The following is a 19,424-nucleotide window of genomic DNA, read 5'->3' as shown; positions in this document are numbered from 1 at the left end:
GCAGGACGGCGGGCACCGGAGCGACGCTCGCGCCGCGCGGCGAGCTCACGTGGCCACGGATGCCTCCAGGACCCGGCGCAGGTCGCGGGCCAGCGACGCGACCTGCGCACGCAGGGCCGCGTCCGGGTCGGTGGTCCCCTCCACCCGCTGCTCGAGCCGGATGGCCAGGTCCCCCGCCTCGACCTGCCCGAAGGTGCCCAGCGTGCCCGCCAGCCGGTGCGAGCGTGCGCGCACCTCGGCCCAGGCCTCGGCATCGGCGGGCGCGTCGAGGACGCGGACGGCTGCCGACTCGAGCGCTCGGGCCGTGGCGATCTGCTCCGGCGCCACCTGCTGCCACAGGGCCGCGATCGCCGCGGTCATCGGGTCCCCGCTCACGGCCGGTCCCAGCCCAGGAGCCCGGCGATGTCACCGGCCAGCGTCATGGGGTCGAACGGCTTGCTGATGACGCCGTCGACCCCCAACGCCCGGAGCCGCTCGATCTCGCTGCGCTGGGCCTTCGCCGTGAGGAACAGCACGCGCAGGTCCGCGCCGCCGGGCAGCGCCCGCAGCCGCTCGAGGGTCTGCGGGCCATCCTCGACCGGCATCATCACGTCGAGCAGCACGACGTCGGGCCGCACGGTCCCGACGGCGGCGGCCGCCTCGACCGCACTGCCCGCCTCGGTGACCGACCAGCCGGCGACCCGTTCGAGTCCCAGACGCGCCACCATCCGGATGGCGTCCTCGTCGTCGACGATCAGGACGTGTGGTGTCACCTGTGGACCTCGCTGTCCGCGGCCTCGCTGCCGGTGGGCAGGGCCGGCAGTGTCAGGTGGAAGCGGCTGCCGGAGCCGCCCTCGGACTCCACCTCGAGCCGGCCGCCGTGCTGTTCGACCAGCCCACGCGCGATCGGGAGCCCGAGACCGGTGCCTTCCTTCTCCCGACGGTCGGAGCCGTCGGCCTGACCGAACCGCTCGAAGATGCGCTGCTGGGCGTCGAGCGCGATCCCCGGTCCCTCGTCCGCCACGGTGAGGACCAGCCCCTCGGGTGCCGTCCGACACGAGACCCGCACGGTGCCGCCCGTCGGCGAGAACTTGATCGCGTTCCCGAGCAGGTTCGTCAGTACCTGCACCATCCGGTCGACGTCCACGAACACCGGAACCGGCTCCACGGCGGTCGCGATGGTCACCCCGGCCTCGTCGGCGAGCCCACCGACGTTGTCGAGCGCCGCGACCGTGAGCTCGCGCGCGTCGGAGGGCTCGCGTCGCAGGTCGAGGTGGCCGCCGACCATCCGCTCGAGGTCGAGGATGTCGTTGACGAGACGGATCAGCCGTTCCGTGCTGCTGTGGGTGACCTCGAGCAGGCTGCGGACGTCGGCGGGCAGCACGCCGGTGACGCCGCCCAGCACCAGCGCCAGCGTGCCCTTGATCGAGGTCAACGGGGTGCGCAGCTCGTGGCTGACCGTGGCGACGAACTCGTCCTTGAGCCGCTCGACGGTCCGACGTTCCTCCACGTCCCGGATCATCAGCACCGCTCCGCTGACGACGCCGTCGGCGACCAACGGGGTCGAGACGTACTCGGCGGAGAACGTGGTGCCGTCGGCGCGGTGGTAGCGCTCCTCGAGACTCTCGCAGGGACGCCCCGTCACCAGGGTCTGTCGGCTCGGACACTCCTGCCAGGGATACGGCGACCCGTCGTCGCGGTGGTGATGGAACCGGGTGTGCAGGTCCTCGCCCAGCAGCTCCCCCTCGGGCACGACGAACAGCCGGTGCGCCGCCGGGTTGGCGTACTGGATACGACCGTCGCGGTCGAGGCCGACGATCGCGTCCGCGGCGGCGTCGAGGATGGACGCGTACAGCTGCCGCAGGTTCTGCAGGGCCGCGTCGTGGCGACGTCGGTCGGTGACGTCACGGCCGACCACGACGTAGGTGTCGGTGCCGTTGGCGCTCGCGACGGTCACCTCGAGGGGGACGGCGGCGCCGTCGGGCCGCGCCACCTCGATCTCCGCGCGCAGCGGTGTCCGCAGCCTGCCGGCACCCAGCAGCTCCTCCAGCGCCGCCCGCGAGGTGCCCGTGGGGGGCAGCAGATCGGGAACGGCCGCGCCGTGCAGCACCTCCGACGGACGTCCGAGCAGTCGGCTCGCGGCCGCGTTGGAGGCCTCGATCCGGCCCGCGCGGTCGAACACCAGAATGCCGTCGCCCATGGCCCCCGTGATGGCCTCCAACCGTTGCCGCAGGCGGCGTTCCTGCAGCGTCACGGCGGCCAACTGCGTGCGGTCGAGCTCGGCCTCGACCCAACCGGCGAGGTCGGCGAGCAGGCTGAGCTGGTCCGCCTCCAACGCACGCGGCGCGACGTCGGCGACGCACAGCGACCCCAGCACGTGCCCCCCGGGCCCGCGCACCGGCATGCCGAAGTAGGCGCGCAGTCGTGGGTCCGTGGTGACCATCGGGTTGTCCACGAACCGCGGGTCGTCGAGTGCCTCCTCGACCAGTACCGGGCGGCCGTCACCGACCACGTGCGCGCAGAAGGATCGCTCGCGTTCCACCGTGGCGCCCTGGTCCATGCCGACGGCCGACTTGGCCCACTGGGCCTCGGCGGTGACCAGGTTCACCATCGCGATCGGCATGCCGAGCAACCGGCCGACCGTGCGGGTGATGCGGTCGAACCGCTCCTCCGCATCCGTGCCGACCAGGGCCAACGCGTCGAGGGCCGCGAGCCTCGCGGCCTCGTCCTCGGGGATACGCGGCGGATGCAGGGTCGACCTTTCCGGGTCGCGGAGCAGTATGCCCGGCCGGGCCGGGGACGCACGCAGCGGCCCGTGCACCCGGTCGGCGCGTCGCCCGGGTCGGATAGCGTTGCGGCATGGAACTCCTCCTCGTCCGACACGCGCAGCCCGAGTGGTCCCGCGACCGCACCGCCCGGGTCGACCCGGGTCTGACACCCCGCGGGCACGAGCAGGCGCGCCGTGTCGCCGAGCGGCTCGCCGCCGGCACCTTCGACCGGTTGCTGGTCTCCACCGCCACCCGCGCGCGCGAGACGGCCGCGCCGTTGCGCGCGCTGGTGCCCGACGTCGCGGCCGAGGAACGGGAGTGGCTGCACGAGATCCGGATGCCGGCGGCCTGGGAGGGCACCCCGCAGGAGGAGGTCGAGCGGGTCTTCCGTGAGGCACGCGTGCGTGGCCGCGAGGACTGGTGGAACGGCATCCCCGACGGTGAGAGCTTCCGGGACTTCCACGCACGGGTGACCGCCGGCCTCGAGCAGGAGCTGGCCGGGCTCGGCCTGCAGCGCGACGACCATGGGTTCTGGCAGCTGCCCGAGCACCGCCCACGGGTGGTCGTCGTCGCCCACGCCGGCACCAACAGTGTCGTCCTCGGCCACCTGTTGGGGCTGGCACCCGAGCCCTGGGAGTGGGAACGCTTCGCCTCCGACCACGCCTCGGTGACGCTGCTGCGCACGACCCGGATCGCCAGCGGACACGTCTTCAGCCTGCAACGCTTCAGCGACGTCGGCCACCTGCCGGACACGCTCGTCACGGGCTAGACCGGCCGGGCCGCCGGGGGGCCGCTTTCCCCGCGCGTGTACAGGGACCGGTGCCCGACGTGCCACACTCCGCCCGCCCAGCGGCACCCTCCAGGAGCATCCGTGAGCACCGACGTCGACCAGGACTGGGGGCCTCGTGTGCGCGGCGGCGGACGCCGACGACGGCCGACGGCCGTGCGCGTGCTGGCGGGCCTGCTGCTGCTCGTGCTGCTGGCGGTGGCACTGCTCGCCGCCTGGGTCACCACCCGCATCCCCAAGCTCGACGTCGACGGCCTGGCGCGCAGTGGCTCCCCGATGCACGTGCTCGTGGTCGGTTCCGACAGCCGCGAGTCGTTGAGCCCCGAGGAACGCCGCGAACTGTCCACCGGCAGCGCCGAGGGCGAGCGCACCGACACGATCTTCCTGTTGAGCGTCCGCGGACGGGACGCCGCGCTGCTCGCCTTCCCCCGGGACCTGCTGGTGCGCCGCTGCGACGGCTCGGAAGGTCGGATCAACGCCGCCGTGCAGATCGACGGACCGAGCTGCCTGGTCCAGACCGTGCGCGAGCTGTCGGGCATCCCCGTCCACCACTACCTCGAGGTCACCTTCGGTGGGTTCCGCGACGTCGTGGACGCCGTCGGCGGGGTGGAGTTGTGCCTCGAGGAGCCGATCGACGACCGCGACGCCGGCATCGACCTGCCGGCGGGCTGTCAGACCCTCGACGGTCGCGACGCGCTCGGCTACGTCCGGGTGCGCAAGATCGACGACGACTTCGGCCGCATCGGGCGCCAGCAGACGTTCCTGCGGGCGCTGGCGGGACGTATCGCCGACCCGGCCACCCTGCTGCACCCCGGTCGGGTGATCGCGCTGTCCAACGAGGCCGGTGACGCGGTCGCCGCGGACCGGCGGCTGGGCCTGCTGCCGCTCGCCCGCCTGGCCTGGGGCGGGCGGGCACTGGCCGACGGCAGCGCCACGACCTCGGTCGTGCCGGCCGACCCCGGCCGTACGTCGGGCGGCGCGGACGTGCTCTACGTGCGTCGCGCCGAAGCCGAGACCCTGTTCGCCAGCTTCCGCGACGGCAGCGTGTTCGACGGCAGCGCAGGCGAGGCGGGCATCGTCCCCGGCGAGGTCGCGGTCCGCGTCCTCAACGGCGCGGGCGTGACCGGGTTGGCCGGCCAGGTCGGGCAACTGCTCGAGTCACGTGGCTACGAGGTGGTCGGCGTGGGCAACGCCGAGGTGACCGACACCTCGGTGGTGCGCTACCCACCCGGCCAGGGGTCCGGCGCGGCGCTGGTCGCCAACGAGGTACCCGGCGGCGCGCGCACCGAGGAGTCCGGTGAGGTCGAGCACATCACGCTGGTACTGGGGCGGGACGCGGCGACGGCCGGCTGACGGCGCCGGTCAGCGACGCGTTCCCCGCAGCGGTCGGGCCGTGCGGGGATCCTGTGGCCAGGCGTGCTTGGGGTAGCGGCCGCGCAGCTCCGCACGCACCTGCGGATAGGCCCGCTCCCAGAACCCGGCCAGGTCGTCGGTGATCTGCACGGGCCGACGGGCCGGGGACAGCAGGTGCAGGACCACCGGCACCCGACCGTCGACGACCGCCGGGGTCGTCGTCGCCCCGAACAACTCCTGGAGCCGCACGGCCAGCACCGGTCGCAGACCGGTGTAGTCCAACCGGACGCGCGACCCGGAGGGCACCACCACCGCTTCCGGCGCCAGGCGATCGAGTTCGCGGCCGCCGCCCGGCAGTCGGGCGCGCACGACGTCGGCGACCGACACACGCCGCAGGTCGGCGCGGCGACGGGCACGGAGCAGGAACGGGGCGAGGCTCGTGTCCAGGGTCGCGGTCAGTGCGGCGTCCGAGACGTCCGGCCAGGGAGCACCGAGCTCCCGGTGCACCAGCTGGGCACGTGCCTGCAGCTGCCGGTCCGCCGCCGACCAGCCGAGCAGTCCGAGTCCCTGCTCGCGCAGCCCGTCGAGCAACGCGTCGAGCACCGCGTCCGGTGCCGGGTCGGCCAGCGGCGAGCGGCGCAGCACGAGCGCGCCGAACTGCTCACGTCGCTCGGTCACCACGTCCCCGGCGCGCCAGGCGACCTCCTCGACGACCGTGACCTCGTCCTCGAGCAGCTCGCGTGCCACCTCGGGATCCAGCGGCGCGGCCAGGTGGATGCGGGCCTCGCGCTCGCCCCGGTCCACGGCGGCGACGGCGAGCAGTGGCTCGTCGGCCAGTACGTCCGCGTCCGGCAGACGGGCCCCACGACCGTTGGCGAGCAGGAACGACCCTCGTCCGCCACGGGCCTGCCCGACCCGGTCAGGCCAGCCGAGCGCCACCAGCACCCCGACCGAGCGGTCCTCGTCGAGCTCGGGCGCTGGCGCACGTGGCGCCGGCAGTGCCTCACAGGCACGTTCGAGCCGGCCGACCTCGCGCCGGAGACGTGCCCGGGCGCCGGGCCGTACGGCGGCGTCCCCCGGCAGGGGCGTCCCGCGCAGCGCCGCGAGACGGACCCCGAGGTCGGCGACCGAGGCCGGGTGCCGGACGCGCACCGGGTCGCGGTCCCCGAGCACGGCGGCGATCTCCACGGCCAGGGACCCGAGCCCGAGGTCCCGCCCACGGACCAGGAGCTGCCCGATCCGCGGATGCACCGGGAGGCCCGCGAGACGACGACCGTGACGGGTGATGCGCCCCTCGCCGTCCAGCGCACCGAGTTCGGTCAGCGTCTCGCGGGCCCGGTACCAGCCGGCCGGGTCGGGTTGGTCGAGCAGGGCGAGCTCCTCCACCGCCGCGCCCCAGGCGGCCACCTCCAGGACGGCGCCCGTGAGGTCGTCGGTGCGGATCGCCGGCCGCGGGAACGCGTCGCGGCTCGGGTGCTCGGTCGCCGGCCACAGCCGGACGCAGTGCCCGGGGGCCGTGCGACCCGCACGTCCGGAACGTTGCTCGGCCGCCGCCCGCGACGCGGGCACCGTCACCAGGCCGGTCATGCCGGTCCGGGGATCGAAGCGGGGCTCCCGTGCGAGACCGGCGTCGACCACGACACGCACCCCCTCGATGGTCAGGCTCGACTCGGCCACGTCGGTGGCGAGCACGACCTTGCGCCGGCCGGCGACCGCGGGCGACAGGGCACGGTCCTGTTCCTCGGCGGGCAGACGCCCGTGCAGCGCGCGCACGTCGACGGTGGCCGGCAGCGCCCGACGGCCGAGTTCCCGGGCGCTGCGGGAGATCTCGGCCACGCCGGGCAGGAACACCAGCACGTCACCGGGCACCTCGACCAGCACCCGTGCCACGGCGTCGGCGACCGCGTCGGCCAACCGGCCGGGCGCCGGCCGGTCGCGGTGCTCGACCGTGACCGCGTGGCGACGTCCCGATGCCCGCACGACCGGAACGGCACCCGCCGGGGCGGACGGACCGGCCAGCAGCGCGGCGACGCGCCCGCCGTCGAGCGTCGCGGACGCCACCAGCACCCGCAGGTCGTCGCGCAACGCCGAGCGGCTCTCCAGCGCGAAGGCGAGCGCCAGGTCCGATTCCAGGTTGCGTTCGTGGAACTCGTCGAAGAACAGCGTGCCGACGCCGTCCAGTGCGGGATCGCGCTGGAGCCGCCGCAGCAGCACCCCCTCGGTCACGACCTCGATGCGGGTCCGTCGCGAGGTGCGCCGATCGTCGCGGGTCGTGAGTCCGACGGTGCCCCCCACCGATTCGCCGAGCGCCTCGGCCAACCGGCGCGCCGCGGCGCGTGCCGCGACCCGGCGGGGTTCGAGCAGGACCAACCGCCCGTCGAGCCCGGACGCGAGCAGGGCGAGCGGCACCCGGGTGGTCTTGCCGGCGCCCGGCGGAGCCTCGAGCACGACCCGACCGGCTCCGGCGAGACCGTCCGTGACGGCAGGCAGGACGGCCTCGACGGGGAGGTCGGTCGACGGTTGCGGGCGGGCGGACATCGACCACGACGCTAACCAGCCGGGCGGTCGGACCGAAACCGCACGTCGGTCCTTCAGCGCCCGCCGGTGGCTGCCGACGATGAGTCGGGCGCCGACGACCGCGTCCCGTCGCGTCCCGGTTGCGGGCCGGGCACGTGCCAGGCACCCGCGTCACCGACGTGTCCACCCGAAGCACTCCGGAGGCCCGCCATGTCCGCGACGACGGTGGGCGCGCTCCCCCGCCACGTGTTGCACGTCCGCGTCGCGCTGCCGGTGGTGGCCTTGGCGGTGCTGCTGTACGCGACCGGCTTCGGCCCCGCGCTCGTCGTGGTGCTGCTGCTGCCCGCGACCGCCGCCATCCGCACCGCCGGCGTCCGCAGTGCCCGGTACGGGTTGGGTTGGGCCGCTGCGACCGTGCTGGCGGGACAACTCGCCACGGTCGTCGGGCTCGCCCCGTCGCGCCTCGATCACCTCGCCGGGACGGCCCTGGCCGGACTCGGACTGACGACGCTGCTGCTCGCGGGAGTCCGGATGCTCCTGCTCGCCGAGACCCTCGGCGCTGCCGCCCGGCAGCTCGCCGGCGCGCGGGCACGACCGGCGACGGCCGCCCGCACGTCCGCCGGCGGAGGCGACGCGGACGACGTCGCCGACGGCCCGGCCCCGGCACGCACGCGCGAGCTCCCGGCGCTGCACGACCCGCTCACCCGCCTGGCCAGCCGCGCCCTGCTGCTCGACCGGCTCGAGCACACCGCCGCGCGGGCCGGGCGCTCCGGTGGCCCCTACGCGGTGCTCCACCTCGATCTCGACGGGTTCCAGACCGTCAACGACGCCCACGGCCACCGGATCGGTGACCTCGTGCTGCAGACCGTCGCCGACCGACTGCTGGACGCCGTCCGCGGCGCCGACACGGTGGCGCGGACCAGTGCCGACGAGTTCGCCGTCCTGCTCGACCACGGCAGCACGCCGGTCGACGCGGCCAAGGTCGCGCAACGGATGCTGGCGGCGGTGCGGCTCCCGATCCCCGTCGGCGGCCGTCGCCTGCAGCTGTCCGCCAGCATCGGCATCGCCCACGCCGAGCCCGACACCGACGCTGCGGAGGTCCTGCGCAACGCCGCCATCGCGATGCACCTGGCCAGGCAGGGCGGCGGCGACCGCTTCGAGGTGTTCGAGACCTCCATGCACGTCCGGGTCGTCGAGCGGCTGGAACTCGAGTCCGACCTCGCCCGTGCCGTCGAGCACGGCGAGCTCGAGGTCCACTACCAGCCCATCGTGCGGCTGGCCGACCGTCGCATCGTCGGCTTCGAGGCACTCGTGCGCTGGCCTCACCCGACCCGCGGCAGCGTGCAGCCCAGCCGGTTCGTCCCCCTGGCCGAGCAGAGCGACCTGATCGCGCCACTCGGCCGCCTGGTGCTCGGCGAGGCCGGGCGTCAGCTCGCCCGCTGGCGCGAGGAGCTGCCCGGGGCGCAGGCGCTCGTCGTCAGCGTGAACGTGTCCGTGCACCAGCTCACCCGCGGCGATCTGGCCGCCGACGTCGCCGCCGTCCTGCACGAGGCCGGACTGCCGCCCACGCCCTGACCCTCGAGCTGACCGAGTCCGCCCTGGTGCCCGACACCGCGACGACCATCGCCACGCTCGAGCGCCTCAAGCGGCTCGGGGTCCGCATCGCCGTGGACGACTTCGGGACCGGCTACTCGTCGCTGGCGTACCTGCACCGGTTCCCCGTCGACGTGCTGAAGATCGACCGCTCGTTCGTGACGTCGGTCGCCGCCGGACGCCAGAACCCGGCCCTGGCCCGCGCCATCGTCGAACTCGGCCGGTCGCTCGACCTGCTCACGGTCGCCGAGGGCATCGAGCACGAGGTCGAACTGGCGCAGTTCCGCGCGCTCGACTGCACCCTCGGCCAGGGCTACCTGTTCTCGGAGCCCGTCGACGCGCCGACGGCCACACAGCTGCTCGCCGACCAGTTGCCGCGACGCCGACCGGCCGTCCACCGCCGCGTGGGCCAGGTCGCCGGCTAGATATCCCACGGTCGTAGGTGTCAAGCAGCCAGGGTGAGCCGGTGTGCCCAGGCGATGTGTTCGTCGTAGAGGGTGTGGTGGCGTAGGCAGCCGTGGAGGATGCCCACGAGCCGGTTGCCGAGGGCGCGCAGGGCGCGGTGGTGGGTGTCGCCCGCGGCGCGGCGTTGGTCGTAGAAGGCGCGTGCGCCGGGGCTGGCGGTGATGGCGGAGAAGGCCCACTGGTAGCAGGCGTCAGCCAGGCGTTTGTTGCGGGCGTAGCGGGCGAGCACGACGTGGTGTTTGCCGGAGGCTTTGGTGATCGGTGACGTGCCGGCGTAGTTCTTGCGAGACTTCGCGGTGTCGTAGCGGTTCGGGTCATCGCCGAACTCTGCGAGCACCCGGGCGCCGAGGATCATCCCCAGTCCTGGCAGGGAACGGATGATCTTGGCGTCCGGGTGCGCCTCAAAACGTTCGTTCAACTGCTGTTCGAGCTGGCTGATCTGGGTCTGGATCGTGGCGATGACCGCGACCAGCGAGGACACCACCTCGCCCATCGTGTCGGCGACGATGGCGGGGGCGTGGAGATGCTCGGCGCGCAGGGCGGTCTGGATCTCGATGGTGCGCCGGTCGATGTTGCGTTGCCGGCCCCCACGCCGGAGTGCCGCGGCGATCTTGGATCGTGACAGCCGCCGGCCCTGCTCAGGCGTCGACGCAACCGCCAAGAGCGCCAGCGCGTCACCCGACGCCAGATCGTCGAACGCTTCGAGTGCAGCGGGGTAGAACTCCCGCAACGTCGAGCGCAGCTGGTTGGCCTGCCGCTGACGGGTCCACACCAGCCCCTGATGGGCCCGTGCGAGCACCTTGACCGCGACGGCGAGCTCGCTGTCGCCGGCCACGGGCCGGTGGTTGTGCACATCGGTGCGGGCCAGGTCGGCTAGCACCTTGGCGTCCCCGGGGTCGGACTTCGCACCCGAGGTCGAGTGCCGTGTCCGGTAGGCGGCGGTCGAGACCGGGTTCACCGCGAACACCCGGTAGCCGGCAGCCACCAGCGCGGCGACGAACAGGCCCCGGTCGGTCTCTGTCGCGATCACCACGCTGGCCGGGTCCTGGGCGTGCTCGGCGATCAGGGCATGGAACCTGGCGATCCCTTCGACCCCGTCAGCTAGTCGCACCTGCGCGAGCTGCCGACCCTCGCGGTCCTGCAGGTGAACGTCGTGATGATCCTCTGCCCAATCGTGTCCTACGAACAACGCATCCATCGTCCTCCCGATCGTCGTGTGAGCCGAGGCGACCAGCAGCGCCCTAATGGTTCAGTGCTCGAAGCACGTCATCCCACCAGCCATCAAGGTCGACCTCACCGACCAGCCGGCGCACGATCTAGCCGTAGAACTCGAGGTCCTGCGTCATACAGTGCTGACCGACCGGCGGCTCTCGACCATCCTGCAGTAACACCGGACGGTCGACACCCATTAGCGTTCCCGCGCCGGGGACGCGACGAAGGGAAGCCCCGTGGGCATCGTGGTACGGATCCTGATCAACGCGGCAGCACTGTGGGTCGCCGTCGCGGTCCTGCCCGGACTCGAGTTCACGGGCACGTGGCTCGCACTGCTGGGCGTCGCACTGCTGCTGGGCGTGATCAACGTGATCGTCAAACCGGTCCTGAGCGTGCTGTCGCTGCCGCTGGTCGTGCTCACCCTCGGGTTGTTCCTGCTGGTGGTCAACGCCATCGTGCTCGCGATCGTGATCGCCCTGTCGAACGCCTTCGACCTCGGGCTCACCTCCGACGGCTTCGGCTGGACCTTCCTCGGCGCGGTGGTGGTGTCGATCGTCAGCTGGGGTCTCGAGAGCGTGACCGGCACCCGCTGAAGGGACGGCCCGGGGCACCGGGAGGTCGCTCGCCGGCCCGGTCGGGACTGCCTACGCTCGACGGCCCGTCGAACGAGAGGCCGCACGTGACGTCCGTCGACCCCGGGCTGACCGGCCAGACCGTCGAGCTGCTCCAGCAGCTGATCCGCAACGCCTGCGTCAACGACGGGGCGCCGGGCTCCGGGGAGGAGTCACGCAACGCGGAGCTGCTCACCGGCCACCTCGACGGCCTCGAGCTGACCAGCTACGAGCCGCTGCCCGGCCGCCGCAGCCTGCTGGTGTCCCTGCCCGGCACCGACCCCGACGCGCCGACCGTGCTGCTGATGGGGCACACCGACGTCGTACCGGTGTCCCCCGACGACTGGCGCGAGGACCCCTTCGGTGGCGAGTTGATCGACGGCGAGGTGTGGGGCCGCGGCGCGGTCGACATGCTCAACCTGACCGCCTCGATGGCGGTCGCCGTGCGGGAACTGCACCGTCGGGGCCGGCCGCTGCGCGGGACGCTGAAGTTCCTCGCCGTCGCCGACGAGGAGGCCGGCGGGACCTGGGGCGCCGACTGGATCACCGCCAACGCGTGGGACGACGTCGCCTGCGACTACGTGCTCACCGAGAACGGCGGCATCCCCGCGCCGATGGCGTCGGGTCCCAAGCTCGTGATGACCGTGGCCGAGAAGGGCATCGGCTGGCGGCGGATCACCGTGCGTGGCACGCCGGGACACGGCTCGATGCCCTACGGCGCCGACAACGCGCTGGTGCTCGCGGCCGAGGTCGTGCGGCGCCTGCAGGCCTACTCGCCACGCGCCGTCGTCGGTGAGCTCTGGCGCGGCCTGGTCGACGCGATGGCCCTGCCCGACCAGCAACGCGACGCGCTGCTCGACCCGGGCCGGTTGCGCGACGCGCTGACCACGATGGACCCGAAGCTGGCGCGCTACTGCCACGCCATGACGCACACCACCTTCAGCCCCAACGTGATCCGCGGCGGGGACAAGACCAACATCATCCCCGACCGGGTCGAACTCGAGGTCGACATCCGCACGCTGCCGGGCGTCACCAGCGAGGACGTGGACGCGATGCTCGCCGAAGCGCTCGGCGACCTCGCCGAGCGGGTCGAACTGTCGCCGGTCGTCAAGGAACGCCCGGCCTCGGCCTCGGCGGTCGGCACCCCGATGTGGGACACGCTCGCGCGACGCGCACGGGCGGCGCACCCCGACGCCGAGGTGCTGCCGTGGATGCTCGTCGGGGGCACCGACGCGGCGTTCTTCCGTCGCCGCGGCGTGCCGAGCTACGGCGCCGGGCTGTTCAGCGCCAAGGCCTCGCTCCAGGAGTTCCAGTCGCGGTTCCACGGGCACGACGAACGCATCGACGTCGACTCGCTCGGTCTGTCGACCCAGCTGTGGCTCGACGTCGCCGAGGACCTGCTCGCCTGACCAGCTGTTGACTGCGTCCGGCACCGGTCGGACGTACGGGCTATGGTCCGGCCCATGCTGGAGTTCTTCCTCAGGGGGCAGTCGGTGACGCCGTTCATCGTCATCGGCGTCGTCGGGTTGGCCCTCGTCGTGCTCTCGCTCGTGCTCGGTGAGGTCTTCGAGGGTCTGCTCGGAGGGCTCGACCTCGACGTGGGCGGCGGGCTGTTCTCCGCCCCGGTGCTGGGCTCGTTCCTGGCCAGTTTCGGCTTCGGTGCGGCCCTGATCATCTACACGACGGGGGCGGGTGCCGCCGTGGGCGCCGTCGGCGGACTCGCCAGCGGCCTCGTCGTGGGGGGTGTCGCGCTGGGCATGATGCGATCGCTGGTCAACATGCCCACCGACGAGACCGTCACGACCAGCAGCCTGACGGGCGCTGCCGGGGTGGTCATCACGGCCATCCCCGCCGACGGGTTCGGCGAGGTGACCATCCGCCACCACGGCAGCCAGCACAAGTACAACGCGCGGGCCACCGACGGGCCGATCCCTGCCGGTGCCCCCGTCCGCGTGACCGCCGTGCTCTCCGCCTCGGCCGTGCAGGTCGAGCCCGCCTGACGACCGACCTCCCGCTCCCCCCGCCGCACAAGGCCGTGCCATGCTCGACTTCGTCCTCGAATCGCCGTTGGTCGCCGCCATCATCGGCGCCGTGGTCCTGCTGATCCTGGTCGCGTACCTGATCGTCAGCCGGATCAAGGTCGCCGGCCCCAACGAGGCCTACATCATCACCGGCCGCAAGGGCTCGCCGGTGAAGAACCCCGAGACCGGGCAGGTCTCGCACGACATGAGCGGCCAGAAGGTCATCATGGGGGCGAGCGTGTTCGTGCTGCCCTTCGTGCAGCGCCTGCACGTGATGGACCTCTCCAGCCGCCGGATCTCGGTGTCCATCCGCGGGGCCGTGTCGGCACAGGGCATCAAGGCCGACCTCGACGGCGTCGCCGTGGTCAAGGTCGGCGGCAACGAGGACGCCATCCGCGCCGCCTCCCAGCGCTTCCTCACCCAGCAGAAGGAGGTCGAGACCTTCACCACGGAGGTGCTCGCAGGTTCGTTGCGCGCGATCGTGGGCCGCTTGACCATCGACGAGATCATCAAGGACCGGGCCCGGTTCGCCTCGGCCGTCGCCGAGGAGGCCGAGGTGTCGCTCACCAACCAGGGGCTGACGCTCGACACCTTCCAGTTGCAGGACATCCAGTCCGAAGGCGACTACCTGCAGGACCTCGGTCGCCCGGAGGCGGCCCGCGTCGAGCAGGACGCCAAGATCGCCGAGGCGCGCGCCAACCAGGCCGCCGAGGAGGAGCGACTGCGGGCCGACGAGGCCATCGCCGTCCAGCAGCGTCAGCTCGAGCTGCGCAAGGCCGAGATCAAGGCCGAGATCGACCAGGCGCAGGCGCAGGCGGCCGCGGCCGGACCGCTGCGTGAGGCGGCCCGGAACCGCGAGGTCATCCAGGAACAGCAGCTGGTCGCCGAACAGGAGGCAACGCTGCGCGACCGACAGCTCGACGCCGAGATCCGCAAGCCCGCCGACGCCGAGCGCTACCGCATCGAGCAGGAGGCCGAGGCACGCAAGAACGCCGCCATCCTCGACGCGGAGGCCGAGAAGGCCCGCCGTGCCCGCATGGCGGAGGCGGTCGAGCTCGAGGGACGCGCCGAGGCGGAGGCGATCCGGGCCAAGGGTGAGGCCGAGGCCGAGGCCCGCAACAACAACGCACAGGCGTTCAAGCAGTACGGCGACGCCGCGATCATCGACCTGCTCACCCAGATCCTGCCCGACCTCGTCAGCGCGGCGTCCGAGCCGATCAGCGCGGTGGACAAGATCACCGTGATCTCGACCGACGGCGCGTCGGACCTGACCAGGAGCGTCGCCAGCAACGTCGAACAGGGCATCCAGATCGGCTCCGACCTCACCGGACTCGACCTCAAGGCGCTCCTCGGGCGCCTCGGTGGTCAGGACGACGACGCCTGAGGTCGCGCATGTCCCCGTCCGCTCCCCCTCCCGGCCGGTCGTCACTCGACGAGTTGGCGGCACTGCTGCAGCGCTGGCAGCTCGCCGGCCGCCCGGCCGAACGCGGACGGGTGGCGGCCGACGCGACGAGCTTCGTCCGCGGGTTGTCCGGCGACGAGCGTCGGGCCCTCGGCCGGGCGCTGGCCGACACCGGGTTCGCCGGCGTTGCCGGCCGACTCCACGACGACGCCGCCGAGACGCCCGACCCGGCAACGGTCGACGGACTGCTCGATCTCGACACCGACACGACGCTGGAGGTGCTCACCCGCCTCGAGACCGACGTCGGGTCCGCCGCCCAACCTCCGCCACCACCTCGCGAACCGGTGCCCGATCTCCCGCGGTCCGCACCCGTCTGGGAGACGGCCGTGCCGACGCCACTCGACCGGCCCGCGCCGGCGCCGGCGGCCTCCCCGCAACCCGTCGCCACCGCGCAACCCGCCCCGGCCTCGCGAACCGAGGCTCCTGCGGAGCCGGTTTCCTCCCCCTCGGACTCCGCCGGTTCCCCGCAGCCCCCGCAGCCCCCGGACGCGGCGCGACCCACTACAGCTGCCGCGGACGGTTCCATCGCGCGCCCGCGGACGACGGTGCAACCCGCGGCCACGACACCGCTCGAGGCACCGCCCGAGACACCGCTCGAGGCAACGGCGCCGTCCGCGGTCCCCGTCGAGGCGGACGTGGCCGGCGCACCGGGCACCAGCAGGCGTCCGGGCACTCCCCCGCTGCCGGCGCGCGCTGGCGGGCCGGCCGGGGAGGCGACGCCGGCGCGCGGTCGCGACCACGCGTCGGCGCGGATCCAGACGCTCACCCGGCAGCTGGCCGAGGCCCCGACCCGCGACGCGCTCGTCGAGCTCGACGCGCTGCCGGACGGCTGGCAGCGCCGGCGCGCCGTCGATCGTCTGCTCGACGCCGGCGTGCTGGACGGCATCGCTCCCGAGGCGCTGCTGGGCCGTTTCGGCCGCGACGGGGACCGCGTCCGGGTCGCGGCCCGGCTGCTCGAGGTGGGCCGCCTCGGCCCCGAGGAACTGACCGCCCTGCTGCCCGACGGTGCGGCGCGCCGACTCGGCCGCCGGGCGCGACGCGGCGGGTGACGCGATGGAGGGCCTGGCGGGGCTGATCGCCGGCGTCGGCTACGCGTCCGGGCTCAACCTCTACGCCGTCGTCGCCCTGCTGGGCCTGTTCGGCCGGTACGGCGGCGCGGACGTGCCCGCCGTGTTCGTGCGCACCGACGTGCTCGTGCTCGCGGGACTGCTGTTCCTGGTCGAGTTCGTCGTCGACAAGATCCCGTACCTCGATGACCTGTGGGACCTCGTGCACACCGCGATCCGGCCACTCGGCGCGGTCGGGGTCGCCTGGCTGCTGACCGGTGACGCCGGGGCCTGGGAACAGGCGGGGTCGTCGCTGGCTGCCGGCGGGTTGGCAACCGTCAGCCATGCCATCAAGGCGACGACCCGCGTCGCGGTGAACGCCTCGCCCGAGCCGATCTCCAACAGCATCGTCAGCCTGACCGAGGACGGGCTGGTGGCGGCCGTGGTCTGGCTCGCGGTCACCAATCCCGTGGCGGCGATCGTCGCGGTCGTGGTCCTGCTCGTCGCCGGCGCGGTGCTGGTCGCGTTCGTCTGGCGCGCCGCGCGCCGCAGCTGGCGGCAGTGGCGCCGGCGGCGCCGCCGACCCGACGGTGACGTGGTCACGCGGACGGCCGCGAACGGCGACCGCCGCCGGCCGGGCGCCTGAGCGACCGGACCGGCGGCGGTGGTACGTCGGTGGGTGCTACGAGAGCTCCGCCTTGAGGGCCGCGACGGCCGCACGGACGTCGGTCGCCTCGACGGCGCCGAGGTCGCGCTCGACGAAGCCGAGGAACGTCACGGCCTGCTTGGACCGGCCGCGGTCGGCGGCACCCTGCGCCTGGTCCAGGGAGCGCTCGATCTTGGTCAGTGCCTTGTCGCCGATGCCGTCGACCCGCACGAGCTGGTCGAGGGAGGCGCGCACCAGCGCGAACGACGCCGGGTGCTCGTAGCGCGCCTGCGTCTGCGGGTTGGTCTGGTCCTCACGGACGGTGAGCGCCGCGTCGATCTCGTTCTGCGTGAGCTCGTCGCTGCCCGACAGCTCCAGCACGTCGAAGCCGCGGGTGATGTCGGTGCCGTAGACCATGCCGTCGTACCAGTAGGCCGACCAGAAGCCTCCGCGCTGCTGCGCGCCGTCCGGGTCGGTCTGGATCGGCCCGCGGTCGAACCAGGCCAGCTCGACCGGGTTCGACGAGTCGGTGAAGTCGAACACCGTCATGCCGCCCTGGTACCAGGCCTGCACCATGACATCACGACCCGGGATCGGGATCAGGTTGCCGTTGTGGGCGACGCAGATCTCGTTCCACTCCTGGTCCGGCGGGATCTTGTAGTAGCTCTTGAACTCGAGGTCGATCGAGCCGTCGTCACCACGCACGACGTCGTAGATGCCGTTGGCACCCCACTCGGGCCGCTCGGCCTCGGTGCAGTAGCCCTGGCCGCCGCCACCCCACTCGTCGGTGAAGACCACCTTCGTGCCGTCGTTGTTGAACGTCGCCGAGTGCCAGTAGGCGAAGTTGCCGTCGGCCACGGCGGCCACCCGCTGCGGGTTGCGGGGGTCGGTGATGTCGATCAGGAGGCCGTTGCCCTCACACGCGCCGGCCGCGAGCCCGAGCTCGGGATAGGCGGTGATGTCGTGGCAGGCGTCCGAGACCGGGCTCGGCGACCAGATGCCCCGGCGCCGGTGGTCGGGACCGGACGGGTGCAGCGGCGTCGGCGGGGACTGCTGCAGGCCGTCGATCCGGCCGTCCTCGGCCATCAGGCGCGGACCGTCGGCGAGCAGCACGGCGTCCTGCGGCCGGGCCAGCGGGACCTCGACGATGTCGATGCGCCAGCGGGCGTCGTCCTCGTACGGCGTCTGCCCCGACGAGGCGGTGCGGCAGCCGAGCGCCGCACCGGGCGCGTCACGACGGACCGACGAGGTCCCCGAGATGTACAGGAACGCGCTCTCGCCGGCCGGGTCGGGCACGTAGGTGTGCGTGTGCGAGCCGCGGCAGGTCTGGACCGCGGCCACCTGCTGCGGACGGGCCTTGTTGCTGATGTCGAACACCCGGATGCCGGCGAAGCGCTCGTTGGTCGCGTTCGCCGACGTCGTGCAGTCGGTGTAGCTGGTGTTGTAGGTCTGTACCGACACGAACAGCAGATCGCCCTCGACGGACACGTCGTGCTGGTTGCCGGGACAGGCGACGGTGGAGACCAGTCGCGGGCTGTCGGCGTCGGCGACGTCGTAGATGTTGAAGCCGCCGTAGTTGCCGACGATCACGTGGCCGTCGGTGAACGCCATGTCGGAGTTCGTGCGGTCGGCCGCCTGCTCCGTGCGTGGCGTCGTCGAGCGGTGCTCCACGTTGGGCGTCATCGCCGATTCGGCGTCGAAGATGCCCGGGGCCAGTCCGCGCCGCGTCGGTTCGTCGGTCGCCGAGGCGGTGGGGGCGAGCCCCACCACCAGCGCGCTGGTTGCGACGGCCACGGCAACGCGCCGTGCGCGCCCCGCGTGTCGGATACTCATCGAGGTCGTCCCTCCGGATCCGCCGGGCGGTTCTCACCCGGTCGAACTAGTACCGTAGACCCGGTCCGTTCGGACCAGGGCCGAAGGGAGGCGCCCCTGCGCACCAGGCGCCCGATCCCGCGCGGTCAGACGCGCAGCGCCTCGTCGGCCGCGGAGCGCCAGCCCTCCTCGGCCGCCAGCCCGTAGACGCCCCGTCGCCGCGTGGCGATCGCCTCGTCGACGAGCAGCTCCCGCCGCTGCTCACAACCGGCCTGGCGCAGCAACGTGTCGGCGTCGGGGGCCGGCGGCGGGTCGGACAGCTGCGGGCCCGGGGGCAACCCGGCCAGCACACCGTCGATGGCCTCGGTGACCTGCTGGTAGGTCAGCCGGTTGACCGCGCACTCGACCGGCGCGGCGAGGTGCATCACGTCGAGGGCGTCGGAGAGGGCGAGCAGCGACGGGCCGAGGGCGAGCTCGCGCCTGCTGGGCAGCACGTCGTGCAGGACCGGGAACGTGCGGTGCTGCTCGGCGAGCGTCGACAGGTCCCTCGCGAGCTGTTGCAGCAGCGGCTCGGCCTGTCGGAACGTCGTCCCGTCGTAGGCCCGCGACACGATCTGCGCGGCGTCGTGGCCGAGCGCGTAGGTCTGCCGGGCCGTACTGCGCTCGTGGGCCGCTGCCGAGGTCAGCGACAGCAGGTAGGTCACCTCCAGCGTCACGGTGAACAGACCCGTTCCCGAGGCGACCACGGTGACGAGACGACCCAGGGTGTTGGTCGTCGAGAGGTCCCCCGTGCCCAGCGTGAAGATGGAGAACCCGGCCACGTAGAGCGTGTCGAGCAGCCCGAGCGGCGTGTCCTGACCGGTGACGACGACGCCGACGGCCGGATCGAGCAACGCGATCGTCCAGGCCGCCCACAGTCCGAGCGTCCACGAGACGACGACCGCGATGGTCATGGCCAGCCCCGCCGTCCGCGTCAGCCGGCGCGGCAGGATCCGAGCCACGCGGCGGCCGAGCCGGAGCACGCTGGAGGCGATCGGGCCGGTCTTCTCGCTCAGGTTGATGGTGGTGCGGATGGCGTCGCGCAGCACGAACAGTGCGAGGGTGGCACCCAGGGCGATCAGCACGTGGTTCGACTCGCGGCGTCAGCGGACG

15 protein-coding genes and 1 pseudogene are annotated in these 19,424 nt (G+C 73.2%); 9 read left to right on the top strand and 7 right to left on the bottom strand.

Annotated features, from left to right (window positions below; translation table 11 throughout):
• Positions 1-45: 45 nt before the first annotated feature.
• Genes ELR47_RS07105 through ELR47_RS07095 form a run of 3 tightly spaced genes read right to left on the bottom strand, consistent with a single transcriptional unit; the run spans position 46 to position 2,800 of the window.
• Positions 46-375, bottom strand: coding sequence for an Hpt domain-containing protein (locus tag ELR47_RS07105; protein WP_130649260.1), 330 nt, complete (start codon positions 373-375; stop codon positions 46-48).
• Entirely contained in the window at positions 372-752 is a 381-nt protein-coding gene (locus tag ELR47_RS07100; RefSeq protein ID WP_130649259.1) for a response regulator, read from the bottom strand. Before ELR47_RS07100 ends, ELR47_RS07105 begins: the two co-directional genes overlap by 4 nt.
• Positions 749-2,800 (bottom strand): ATP-binding protein, encoded by a 2,052-nt coding sequence (locus ELR47_RS07095; RefSeq protein ID WP_165403906.1) that lies wholly within the window; start codon positions 2,798-2,800, stop codon positions 749-751. The genes ELR47_RS07100 and ELR47_RS07095 overlap by 4 nt, the downstream gene beginning before the upstream one ends.
• 38 nt (positions 2,801-2,838) lie before the next feature.
• On the opposite strand from ELR47_RS07095, the gene ELR47_RS07090 reads away from it, so the two are divergent.
• Both ELR47_RS07090 and ELR47_RS07085 read left to right on the top strand, forming a co-directional pair.
• Complete coding sequence (locus tag ELR47_RS07090; protein WP_130649257.1) at positions 2,839-3,516, top strand: histidine phosphatase family protein; 678 nt, start codon at positions 2,839-2,841, stop codon at positions 3,514-3,516.
• 102 nt (positions 3,517-3,618) lie between these two features.
• Entirely contained in the window at positions 3,619-4,887 is a 1,269-nt protein-coding gene (locus ELR47_RS07085; protein ID WP_130649256.1) for an LCP family protein, read from the top strand.
• Between the two features lie 9 nt (positions 4,888-4,896).
• Here the strand turns inward: ELR47_RS07085 and hrpB are convergent, their stop codons facing one another.
• Positions 4,897-7,425, bottom strand: coding sequence for an ATP-dependent helicase HrpB (hrpB, locus tag ELR47_RS07080; protein ID WP_130649255.1), 2,529 nt, complete (start codon positions 7,423-7,425; stop codon positions 4,897-4,899).
• Between the two features lie 189 nt (positions 7,426-7,614).
• On the opposite strand from hrpB, the pseudogene ELR47_RS07075 reads away from it, so the two are divergent.
• Positions 7,615-9,422, top strand: a pseudogene (locus tag ELR47_RS07075) (putative bifunctional diguanylate cyclase/phosphodiesterase).
• 20 nt (positions 9,423-9,442) lie between these two features.
• Here the strand turns inward: ELR47_RS07075 and ELR47_RS07065 are convergent.
• Positions 9,443-10,660, bottom strand: coding sequence for an IS110 family RNA-guided transposase (locus ELR47_RS07065; protein WP_130649252.1), 1,218 nt, complete (start codon positions 10,658-10,660; stop codon positions 9,443-9,445).
• Positions 10,661-10,910: 250 nt separating this feature from the next.
• On the opposite strand from ELR47_RS07065, the gene ELR47_RS07060 reads away from it, so the two are divergent.
• The 6 genes from ELR47_RS07060 (at position 10,911) to ELR47_RS07035 (ending at position 16,460) form a co-directional block, all read left to right on the top strand.
• Positions 10,911-11,267 carry a phage holin family protein gene (locus tag ELR47_RS07060; protein WP_130649251.1) on the top strand — a complete coding sequence of 119 codons (357 nt, stop codon included), beginning with the start codon at positions 10,911-10,913 and terminating at the stop codon, positions 11,265-11,267.
• 86 nt (positions 11,268-11,353) lie between these two features.
• Positions 11,354-12,694, top strand: a complete 1,341-nt coding sequence (locus tag ELR47_RS07055; RefSeq protein WP_130649250.1) for a M20/M25/M40 family metallo-hydrolase — start codon at positions 11,354-11,356, stop codon at positions 12,692-12,694.
• A gap of 54 nt (positions 12,695-12,748) precedes the next feature.
• On the top strand, positions 12,749-13,285 hold the full coding sequence (locus ELR47_RS07050) for an NfeD family protein (protein ID WP_130649249.1): 537 nt from the start codon (positions 12,749-12,751) through the stop codon (positions 13,283-13,285).
• 40 nt (positions 13,286-13,325) lie between these two features.
• Positions 13,326-14,690, top strand: coding sequence for a flotillin family protein (locus ELR47_RS07045; RefSeq protein ID WP_130649248.1), 1,365 nt, complete (start codon positions 13,326-13,328; stop codon positions 14,688-14,690).
• Between the two features lie 8 nt (positions 14,691-14,698).
• Complete coding sequence (locus tag ELR47_RS07040; protein ID WP_130649247.1) at positions 14,699-15,817, top strand: hypothetical protein; 1,119 nt, start codon at positions 14,699-14,701, stop codon at positions 15,815-15,817.
• A 4-nt stretch (positions 15,818-15,821) separates the two neighbouring features.
• Positions 15,822-16,460: a DUF4126 domain-containing protein gene (locus ELR47_RS07035; protein ID WP_130649246.1), complete on the top strand. Its 639-nt coding sequence runs from the start codon at positions 15,822-15,824 to the stop codon at positions 16,458-16,460.
• A 36-nt stretch (positions 16,461-16,496) separates the two neighbouring features.
• Here ELR47_RS07035 and ELR47_RS07030 read toward each other — a convergent pair whose 3' ends face one another.
• The gene (locus ELR47_RS07030) at positions 16,497-18,293 is read right to left on the bottom strand and encodes an LVIVD repeat-containing protein (RefSeq protein ID WP_130649245.1); all 1,797 of its coding nucleotides are present in this window, start codon (positions 18,291-18,293) and stop codon (positions 16,497-16,499) included.
• 125 nt (positions 18,294-18,418) lie between these two features.
• Positions 18,419-19,396 (bottom strand): hypothetical protein, encoded by a 978-nt coding sequence (locus tag ELR47_RS07025; RefSeq protein ID WP_130649244.1) that lies wholly within the window; start codon positions 19,394-19,396, stop codon positions 18,419-18,421.
• Between the last annotated feature and the right edge of the window lie 28 nt (positions 19,397-19,424).

The sequence above is a fragment of the Egicoccus halophilus genome (assembly GCF_004300825.1).
GTDB classification, from domain to species: Bacteria; Actinomycetota; Nitriliruptoria; order Nitriliruptorales; family Nitriliruptoraceae; genus Egicoccus; species Egicoccus halophilus.
The sequence above is the reverse complement of the archived record's forward strand: the minus strand, read 5'-3'. Positions and strand labels throughout refer to the sequence as shown.

Excerpts from the sequence above, each read along its gene's own strand:
- ELR47_RS07090 (WP_130649257.1), top strand. The coding sequence starts at position 2,839 with ATGGAACTCCTCCTCGTCCGACACGCGCAGCCCGAGTGGTCCCGCGAC.
- hrpB (WP_130649255.1), bottom strand. The coding sequence starts at position 7,425 with ATGTCCGCCCGCCCGCAACCGTCGACCGACCTCCCCGTCGAGGCCGTC.
- ELR47_RS07065 (WP_130649252.1), bottom strand. The coding sequence starts at position 10,660 with ATGGATGCGTTGTTCGTAGGACACGATTGGGCAGAGGATCATCACGAC.
- ELR47_RS07050 (WP_130649249.1), top strand. The coding sequence starts at position 12,749 with ATGCTGGAGTTCTTCCTCAGGGGGCAGTCGGTGACGCCGTTCATCGTC.
- ELR47_RS07045 (WP_130649248.1), top strand. The coding sequence starts at position 13,326 with ATGCTCGACTTCGTCCTCGAATCGCCGTTGGTCGCCGCCATCATCGGC.
- ELR47_RS07040 (WP_130649247.1), top strand. The coding sequence starts at position 14,699 with ATGTCCCCGTCCGCTCCCCCTCCCGGCCGGTCGTCACTCGACGAGTTG.
- ELR47_RS07035 (WP_130649246.1), top strand. The coding sequence starts at position 15,822 with ATGGAGGGCCTGGCGGGGCTGATCGCCGGCGTCGGCTACGCGTCCGGG.
- ELR47_RS07030 (WP_130649245.1), bottom strand. The coding sequence starts at position 18,293 with ATGAGTATCCGACACGCGGGGCGCGCACGGCGCGTTGCCGTGGCCGTC.